The following is an 8413-nucleotide window of genomic DNA, read 5'->3' on the forward strand; positions in this document are numbered from 1 at the left end:
CAAGGCTGTGGACAAACGGTTCTGCACAGCCTCAAATGAACGCAACACGTCCATGCCAGAGAGGCGGGGGCACATGGCACCTGAACAAATGGCCGAGCCGCCCGAGCACGGCCCGGCCCTGCCGCCCCCCAGACCGCTGGACGCCATAGATCAGGACATCCTGCGCATGCTCCAGGCCGACGGCCGCGCGTCGATACGGTCCGTCGCCGAGCGGGTGCACGTCTCCCGGGCCAACGCCTACGCCCGCATCAACCGCCTCATCGAGGACGGCGTGATCCGCGGTTTCGGGGCGCGCGTGAACCACGAACGCGCCGGAAAGGGCACGTCCGCCTACATCACGCTGAAGATCGTGCAGAACTCCTGGCGCACCGTCCGCGAACAGCTCCGCCAACTGCCCGGTGCCGCCCACATCGCCCTGGTGGGCGGAGACTTCGACGTCCTGCTCCTGGTCCACACGGCGGACAACAGAGCCCTGCGCGAGGTCGTCCTGACCAAGATCCAGGGCATCCCGGAGGTCCTGAGCACCCGCACGCTGCTGGTCTTCGAGGAGGAGCACGTGGAACCGGAGGGGTGACGTGACCCGGGACGGGCGACGTCACCCAGGGCGGGTGTCCAGCGACGGGCGACCAGTGACCCGCGACGGGGGACCGCTGACCCCTGACGGGCGACCACTGACCAGCCCCCGGGCACACGCCCCCATAATTCGGACACGCAACCGAAACGCGAGGGTGAAATCCGGTCGAATGAGGTCAGTGCTGCGCGCGCAGCCCCGAGAAGACCAGATGCGCCACCGCTTCGGCCACCTCGCGCTCGCCCATCCCGCGCCCGTCCGGCCGGTACCACTCCACGATCGAGTTGATCATCCCGAACACCAGCCGGGTCGCGAGCCGCATCTCCACGTCCCCGCGCACGTCCCCGTCGGCGGCCGCGGCCTTCAGCAGCTCGGCGACCCGGTGGTCGAAGTCGCGGCGCCGCTCCAGCGCCCAGCGCTCGGTGTCGGTGTTGCCCCGCACCCGCAGCAGCAGCGTCACATAGGGCAGCTCGGCGATGAGGACCTCGACCATGCGCCGGACGACGTGCTCCAGCCGCTCCACGGCCCGCCCCACGCGCGCGGGCTCCTCGTCGAGGATCCCGAAGAGCTCGTCCAGCGCCCGGCTCACGGCCCGCCGCAGCAGTTCCTCCTTGCCGCTGACGTGGTGGTATATCGACGACTTGGAGATCCCGGCCGCCCGCGAGAGATGCTCCATGGACGTGCCGTCGTAGCCACGCTCGTTGAAGACCTGCACGGCGACGGAGAGCAGCGTCTCCGGGGTGTACGTGTCGCGCTTGGCGGTGGTCATGAGGAGGTGCCCTCCCGCTTGTCGGAGGCGTAGGCGTGGCGGTACAGCGCGAGGGAGGGCGCGTAGCGCCCGGAGGGGTCGCGCAGATGCAGGTCGTCGAGGAGGGCGTACGCCCAGTTGCGGCCCAGCTTGCGGCCCCACTCGAAGGGGCCGAGGGGGTAGTTGACGCCGAGCCGCATCGCCGTGTCGATGTCCTCCTCCGTCGCCACGCCCTTGGCCACGGCGTCGTGCGCGAGGTCGACGATCCGGGCCACCGTGCGGGCCACGATCATGCCGGGGGCGTCCCCGATGACGCTGACGTCCTTGCCGAGCGCCTGGAACAGCCCGATGGCCTCGGTGAGCGTCTGCGACGAGGTGTCCTGGGACGCCGACAGGGCGATCCGGGTGGCCCGCCGGTAGTCGAGCGCCAGGTCGAAGTAGACGACGTCGCGGAACTCCACCGACGTCTGCCCGTCCGCGAGGGCCAGCTGGCCGCCGCTCGGCAGCACCAGACGGGTGCCGTGGTCCTCGTCCTCCTCACGCACGCCGATGCCGGCCTCCCGGATCAGCGCGAGCAGTTCGGAGGCGGGCCCCAGGTCGCCCTCGGCGACGACGTACGCGGGCGCCGGGGCGTGTTCGGCGGTGTGCGGCTCGGGCCGCTCGGCGCCGTCCGCGTAGTCGTACCAGCCCTGGCCCGTCTTGCGGCCGAGCCGACCGGACTCGACGAGCCGCCGCTGGGCCAGCGAGGGTGTGAACCGCACGTCCTGGAAGAACGCCTGCCACACGGAGTGGGTGACGGACTCGTTGACGTCCTGCCCGATGAGGTCGGTCAGTTCGAAGGCGCCCATCCGGAAGCCGCCGCACTCGCGCAGCACCGCGTCGATGGTGGCGGGGTCGGCGGCCTGCGCCTCGTACACCGCGAACGCCTCGGCGTAGAACGGCCGTGCGATGCGGTTGACGATGAAGCCGGGTGTGTCGGCGCAGGCGACCGGCGTCTTGCCCCAGGCGCGGGCGGTCTCGTACGCGCGCGTGGCGGACGTGACGTCGGTGGCGAACCCCGACACGACCTCGACCAGCGGCAGCAGCGGCGCCGGGTTGAAGAAGTGCAGCCCGACGAAGCGTCCCGGGTTGCGCAGGGCGCCGCCGATGGCCGTGACCGACAGGGAGGAGGTGTTGGTGGCAAGCAGGCAGTCGTCGTCGACGACGTCCTCCAGCGCCCGGAACAGCTCTTGCTTCGCATCGAGGCGCTCCACGACGGCCTCGACGACGAGGGCGCAGTCCGCGAGATCGGCCAGGTCCCGGGCGGCGTGCAGCCGGGCACGCGCGGCGTCCCGGTCGGCGGCGGTCAGGCGGTCCTTCGCCACGAGCCGGTCGAGCCGGGCGCCGATCGCCTCGGCCGCCTCCTGGGCGCGGCCCGGCATGGCGTCGTACAGACGTACGGGATGGCCGGCCACCAGTGCGACCTGGGCGATGCCCTGGCCCATGGTGCCGGTGCCCACGACGGCCACGGGGCTGCTGAGGTCGAGTCCTGTCATGTGCGCGATCCTCCCGCACGGGGTTGTCCACAGATGCGGCGGACCCCCTTGTCCCGACCGATCGTTCGGTTACTCTAACTCTGTCCTCCTGTCGCTGCCCAGGTCAGGTCTCGACGCAGAGTCCCTGACGTGAGGAGTTGGTCACGCATGGCCGCCGAACTGTCCGCGCACGACCTGATCGCCCAGCACCGGCCCACCCTCGACGAGGCCCTGGAGGCGATCCGCACCCGCGCGTACTGGTCACCCCACCCCGAGCACCCCAAGGCGTACGGCGAGAACGGCAGCCTGGGCATGGCCGAGGGCAAGGCCGCCTTCGACGCGCTGCTCGGCACCCGCCTCGACCTCGGCCAGCCCGGCACCGACGACTGGGTGGGCGGCGAGACCTCCCCGTACGGCATCGACCTGGGCGTCACCTACCCGCACGCGGACGTCGACACGCTGCTGCCCGCCATGAAGGCCGGGCAGCGCGCGTGGCGCGACGCGGGCGCCCAGGTGCGCGCGGTGGTGTGCCTGGAGATCCTCAAGCGGATCAGCGACCGCACCCATGAGTTCGCCCACGCCGTGATGCACACCAGCGGCCAGGCGTTCATGATGGCGTTCCAGGCCGGCGGCCCGCACGCGCAGGACCGGGGTCTGGAGGCGGTCGCCTACGCGTACGCCGAGCAGACCCGCACCCCGGACGAGGCGGAGTGGACCAAGCCCCAGGGCAAGCGCGACCCGCTCAAACTGGACAAGCGGTTCAGGGCGGTCCCGCGCGGTATCGCGCTCGTCATCGGCTGCAACACCTTCCCGACGTGGAACGGCTACCCGGGCCTGTTCGCCTCCCTCGCCACCGGCAACGCGGTCCTCGTGAAGCCCCACCCGCGCGCGATCCTGCCGCTCGCGCTCACCGTGCAGGTGGCCCGCGGGGTGCTCGCCGAGGCGGGCTTCGACCCGAACCTGGTCGCGCTGGCCGCCGAGCGCCCCGGCGAGGGCATCGCCAAGACCCTCGCCACGCGCCCCGAGATCCGGATCATCGACTACACGGGTTCGACGTCGTTCGGCGACTGGCTGGAGGCCAACGCCCGCCAGGCACAGGTCTACACGGAGAAGGCCGGCGTCAACACGGTCCTCGTGGAGTCGACCGACGACTACAAGGGCATGCTCTCCAACCTGGCCTTCTCCCTGTCCCTGTACAGCGGCCAGATGTGCACCACCCCGCAGAACCTGCTGATCCCGCGCGACGGCATCACCACCGACGAGGGCGCCAAGTCCTACGACGAGGTCGTCGCCGACCTCGCCAGGTCGGTCGGCGGTCTGCTGGGCGACGACGCCCGCGCGAACGCCCTGCTCGGCGCGATCGTCAACCCCGACGTCAAGGCCCGCCTGGAGGCCGCCGCCGGTCTCGGCGAGGTCGCCCTGGCCTCCCGCGAGATCGCCAACCCGGAGTTCCCGGACGCCGTCGTGCGTACGCCGGTGATCGTGAAACTCGACGGCGCCAAGCCGGACGACGAGGCCGCGTACATGAGCGAGTGCTTCGGCCCGGTGTCCTTCGCCGTGGCCGTCGACTCGGCGGCGGACGGCGTCGAACTGCTGCGGCGGACCATCGCCGACAAGGGCGCGATGACCGTCGGCGCGTACACCACCTCCGACGAGGTCGCGGATGCCGTCGAGGAGGTCTGCCTGGACGAGTGCGCCCAGCTCTCGCTGAACCTCACGGGCGGGGTCTATGTGAACCAGACCGCCGCGTTCTCCGACTTCCACGGCTCCGGGGGCAACCCGGCGGCCAACGCGGCGCTGTGCGACGCGGCCTTCGTGGCCAACCGCTTCCGGATGGTCGAGATCCGACGCGAGGCGTAACGCACACCGGTCCGATTCGACCGTGGCCCGGCGCCCCCTCGGGGGAGGCGCCGGGCCATGTGCTTCCAGACGGCCACGCGTGTGCAGACGGGCGACGCGCGCGCAGGGGGCACCCGTGGTCGTGGTCGGAGGGCACCCATGCTCAGAGGGCACCCATGCTCAGACCGCGCCCATGCTCCAGTGGTAGAGCGTCATCGCCACGCTCGTCGCCAGGTTGTAGCTGGACACCTGGGGGCGCATAGGCAGCGACACCAGATGGTCGGCGCGCTCCCGCAGCTCGGCGGAGAGCCCGCTGCGCTCGGAGCCGAAGGCGAGCAGCGCGTCGTCCGGCAGCTTCAGGGCCCGGATGTCGTCCCCCTCGCGATCGAGGGCGAAGAGCGGGCCCGACGGCAGGTCGGCCACCTCCAGGCGCTCCACGGCGGTCGCGAAGTGCAGACCCGCCCCGCCGCGAACGACCGTCGGGTGCCAGGGGTCGAGGGTGCCGGTGGTGACCACCCCGGTCGCGCCGAAACCGGCGGCCAGCCGGATCACGGCCCCCGCGTTGCCCAGGTTGCGCGGGTTGTCGAGCACGACGACCGGCGCGGTGCGCGGAGTGTGCGCGAGCGCCGCCAGATGCGCCACGCGCGCGGGGCGCACCGCCAACGCGGCCACGCCTGTGGGGTGGGGCCGCGGCACGAGCGTGCGGTACGTCTCCTCCGGCACCTCGGCGAGCAGCGCGGCCAGCGGCTCCCGCACGTCCGGTGCCAGGTCGTCGGCGAGGGCCAGCGCGGCCGCACGGTCGGTGGTGACCGCCACCGGGACCTCGGCGCCGAAACGGAGGGCGTGCTTGAGGGCGTGGAAACCGTCCAGCAGGACAGGGGTGTGGACGGACGGGTCGGCCTGGACGGATGGGTCGGCCTGGACGGAGCGGTCGGCCTGGACGGAGTGGTCGGCGAGACGACGCCAGGTCCGCACCGGATCACCGTCCCCGTGCGCCGGTCGCGCCTGGGGCGCGCTCATACCGCGCTCACCGGATCGTTCATGCGGTGAAGCCTACGTGCGGCTGCTCGGCCGTCTCCTTCTCCGGAGGCGGCGACCCCTGCTCGGGCTGACCGGGCCGGCGGCGACCGCGCCCGAGCGGCACCCGGCGCACCACACCGTCACGCGCGCGTGCCGCCCAGCCGCCCGACCGCTTCAGGAACGACGTCGGCAGGAACACGGCGTCGGCGGCGATCATCGCGAGCGAGAAGATCGGCAGCCCGAGGACGACGGCGATCGCGGCGTGCTCGGTCATCATGACCGCGAGCAGGACGTTCTTGACACGCCGGTTGAAGAGCGTGAACGGGAAGGCGACCTGGGCGATGACCGTCCCGTACGTCACCAGCATCACCATGGTGCCGCTCGACGTCATCAGGTCGGAGAGCGCGGGCCACGGCGAGAAGTAGTCCAGGTGCAGCGGGTAGTAGACGGCCGTCCCGTCCTGCCAGCGCGAGCCCTGGATCTTGTACCAGCCGGCCGTCGCGTAGATCAGACACGCCTCGGCCATGATCACGAACAGGGCGGCGTTGTGCGCGAGGTTGCCGACGATGTCGAGCAGCACGCGGGGCCTGATGTCCGACTCGATCCGCTGTACGGCCCACCACACGCCGTGCACCGCCCACAGCCCCCAGAAGACGGTCAGCCAACCGCCCCAGAAGCCGCCGGGGACCAGACCGCCGAACGTCGCCACGAGCAGCACGAAGCCGAGTACACACCACAAGAGAGGGCCCACCCGGTCCGTCGGCGCCGCGCCCTTCCACTCCAAGCCCTCCCGCTCCAAGCCCTCCCGCTCCAAGCGCTCGCGCGCGCGCCGTTCGAGCCGGGCGTCCAGGGACCAGACCTGACCGCAGCGGAGGAAGACCAGGTAGATCGCCATGAGGTGGATGACGTTGTCGCCGCCGTCACCCATGAACACACTGCGGTTCTGCAGCGACAGCACACCCACCATGAACAGCACGCTCGCGGCACGGGTGCGCCAGCCGAGCAGCAGCATCAGGCTCGACAGCATGGCGAGGGCGTAGACGATCTCGAACCACACCATGCCGTCCGACCACATCAGGGTCGTGAACGCGCCGTTGCTCGCGATCAGTTGCTCCGCCAGGTCCCAGCTCCACGGCCCGTCCGGCCCGTACAGCTCACGCCGGTGCGGGAACTCACGCAGCAGGAACAGCAGCCAGGTCCCGGCGAAGCCGATACGGACGATCGCACTCTGGTACGGCCCCAGCGCATTGTCGGTGACCCGGGCGATCCCGGAGCCGATGACGGCGGAGAGACGCCCCAGGGGACCGCCGCTGGGGCCGCCATCGGCTCCGATCAAGCGGGTGGAGCCCGTGGAGCCGGGCGGGCCGGGCGGATGCATGGGGCTCATTCGGCGCTCGCCTCCGTGCGGTCGCGGTCGGTCACCGACCACCAGGACAGCTCGCGGATGGCGGGCTTGTCGGACACCTGTTCCTCGCTCCACTCGGGCGCCGGGACGTTGGTGGTACGGGACCGCACCTGTATCCGCTCGACGACACCAGCGGAGCCCCCGGCCCGCTCGCCGTCGAACTCGCGGTCGAGGCGCATCACCACGATGCGTCGCAGATAGCGCTCGGACAGCTCGCCGCGTGAACTCGTCGCGCGGTTGTCGGTGTCGTGCGTGGAGACGTAGAAGTCCCAGGCCCGGCGCAGTTCGTTCTGCTGGGTGTGGCTGGGCACCAGGTTGCCGTCGATGGCGGCGCCGTCCAGCGCGGAGAGGTCGTACCAGCCGGTCTCGCGTGAACCGCCGCCCGGCTTGCGGATCTCTGCCCGGACCTGCACGGCGATGTTCTGCTGCAACGGGTTCGGCGCGAACAGCTTCCAGTTCTGCTCGAACTCCGGGTACACCCAGTCGTCGACCGCCTGACCATGCTGCTTCGTCATGGTGTTCGAGGGCGCCACGTGCAGGAACACCATCCCGACATGCACACAGGCCACCACGGCGACCACGGCCAGGACGAGCGCCACGACGATCTGGTACGGCAGCGAGAGCGCGGCTATGCCGGACGCCGAGGGGGACGACGACGGCGGCGTAGCGAGGGCGCCGGGGGAAGGGGACGGCGTGGGGGGCGCGGAGGGATGCGCCTTCGCCGCCCAGGCCGGAGTTCGAGCCGGCACCGGCTCGGGGTCGGAGCCGGTGGCCGGGGCGGGGTCCGAGCCGGGGTCGAGGCCGGGGTCGAGGCCGGCCGCCGTTACGGAATCGGGGCGCGTCGTAGACGCGCCGGCGTCGGCCCTGTCACTGCCCCTGGCGGCCTCGTCGCTCGGGCCTATGGAGGCGGAGCCCTCGGGCTCGTCCGGCCCGTGCCGGGCGTTCGAGACCTCGTCGTTCGCGTCCATTCCGCCCCGCTCCCCGATTCCCACTCCCGGTCCGTTTCCCCACCGGAACTTACTCAGCCGCGCTCATCCGGCACAGTCCCGGTGGCCACAGCAGTCACATCGTCACACCGATCACACGGCACCCACGAGGTTATCCACAGCCTGTGACACCTTACGGCGCAGTGCTCCACCATTGAGGTGAGCGGCCAACCGATCGGGGCGGCCGCTCACGGGGGTGGTGCGGGGCGCGGGTGGGGGCATGGGGGCGGGGGGTGGGGTGCCTCTATGTCCTTCGTCAAGCGAGTCGAGGGCTCCTCGGCTCGTAGAAGGTTCCGTCGCGGAGCATGGCGAACAGGACGCTGATGCGGT

Annotated in this window: 7 protein-coding genes; 2 read left to right on the forward strand and 5 right to left on the reverse strand. The window is 71.4% G+C overall.

Annotated elements, in window-relative coordinates; all coding sequences use genetic code 11:
• Positions 1 to 88 precede the first annotated feature (88 nt).
• Entirely contained in the window at positions 89 to 574 is a 486-nt protein-coding gene (locus ACZ4Z2_RS19100) for an Lrp/AsnC family transcriptional regulator (RefSeq protein WP_055542543.1), read from the forward strand.
• A gap of 175 nt (positions 575 to 749) precedes the next feature.
• Here the strand turns inward: ACZ4Z2_RS19100 and ACZ4Z2_RS19105 are convergent, their stop codons facing one another.
• Entirely contained in the window at positions 750 to 1340 is a 591-nt protein-coding gene (locus ACZ4Z2_RS19105) for a TetR/AcrR family transcriptional regulator (RefSeq protein ID WP_468077447.1), read from the reverse strand.
• On the reverse strand, positions 1337 to 2854 hold the full coding sequence (locus ACZ4Z2_RS19110) for a 3-hydroxyacyl-CoA dehydrogenase (protein ID WP_468077449.1): 1518 nt from the start codon (positions 2852 to 2854) through the stop codon (positions 1337 to 1339). Before ACZ4Z2_RS19110 ends, ACZ4Z2_RS19105 begins: the two co-directional genes overlap by 4 nt.
• A gap of 147 nt (positions 2855 to 3001) precedes the next feature.
• Between ACZ4Z2_RS19110 and paaN the strand changes: the two genes are divergently transcribed.
• Complete coding sequence (gene paaN, locus ACZ4Z2_RS19115; protein ID WP_468077451.1) at positions 3002 to 4693, forward strand: phenylacetic acid degradation protein PaaN; 1692 nt, start codon at positions 3002 to 3004, stop codon at positions 4691 to 4693.
• A gap of 159 nt (positions 4694 to 4852) precedes the next feature.
• On the opposite strand, the gene ACZ4Z2_RS19120 is transcribed toward paaN, so the two are convergent.
• From ACZ4Z2_RS19120 to ACZ4Z2_RS19130, 3 genes are read right to left on the reverse strand one after another with little or no spacing between them, the layout of a single operon-like run.
• On the reverse strand, positions 4853 to 5692 hold the full coding sequence (locus ACZ4Z2_RS19120) for a TrmH family RNA methyltransferase (RefSeq protein WP_468077453.1): 840 nt from the start codon (positions 5690 to 5692) through the stop codon (positions 4853 to 4855).
• Between the two features lie 19 nt (positions 5693 to 5711).
• Positions 5712 to 7079: an HTTM domain-containing protein gene (locus ACZ4Z2_RS19125; RefSeq protein WP_468077455.1), complete on the reverse strand. Its 1368-nt coding sequence runs from the start codon at positions 7077 to 7079 to the stop codon at positions 5712 to 5714.
• A complete protein-coding gene (locus tag ACZ4Z2_RS19130) occupies positions 7076 to 8065 on the reverse strand; it encodes a DUF5819 family protein (RefSeq protein ID WP_468077457.1) in 990 nt (329 codons plus the stop codon). The genes ACZ4Z2_RS19125 and ACZ4Z2_RS19130 overlap by 4 nt, the downstream gene beginning before the upstream one ends.
• Positions 8066 to 8413 lie beyond the last annotated feature (348 nt).

The sequence above is a fragment of the Streptomyces sp. NPDC030183 genome, assembly GCF_055573455.1.

Bases quoted from the DNA above. Each gene is read 5' to 3' on its own strand.
- ACZ4Z2_RS19100 (WP_055542543.1), top strand. From the start codon at position 89: ATGGCCGAGCCGCCCGAGCACGGCCCGGCCCTGCCGCCCCCCAGACCG.
- ACZ4Z2_RS19105 (WP_468077447.1), bottom strand. From the start codon at position 1,340: ATGACCACCGCCAAGCGCGACACGTACACCCCGGAGACGCTGCTCTCC.
- ACZ4Z2_RS19110 (WP_468077449.1), bottom strand. From the start codon at position 2,854: ATGACAGGACTCGACCTCAGCAGCCCCGTGGCCGTCGTGGGCACCGGC.
- paaN (WP_468077451.1), top strand. From the start codon at position 3,002: ATGGCCGCCGAACTGTCCGCGCACGACCTGATCGCCCAGCACCGGCCC.
- ACZ4Z2_RS19120 (WP_468077453.1), bottom strand. From the start codon at position 5,692: ATGAGCGCGCCCCAGGCGCGACCGGCGCACGGGGACGGTGATCCGGTG.
- ACZ4Z2_RS19125 (WP_468077455.1), bottom strand. From the start codon at position 7,079: ATGAGCCCCATGCATCCGCCCGGCCCGCCCGGCTCCACGGGCTCCACC.
- ACZ4Z2_RS19130 (WP_468077457.1), bottom strand. From the start codon at position 8,065: ATGGACGCGAACGACGAGGTCTCGAACGCCCGGCACGGGCCGGACGAG.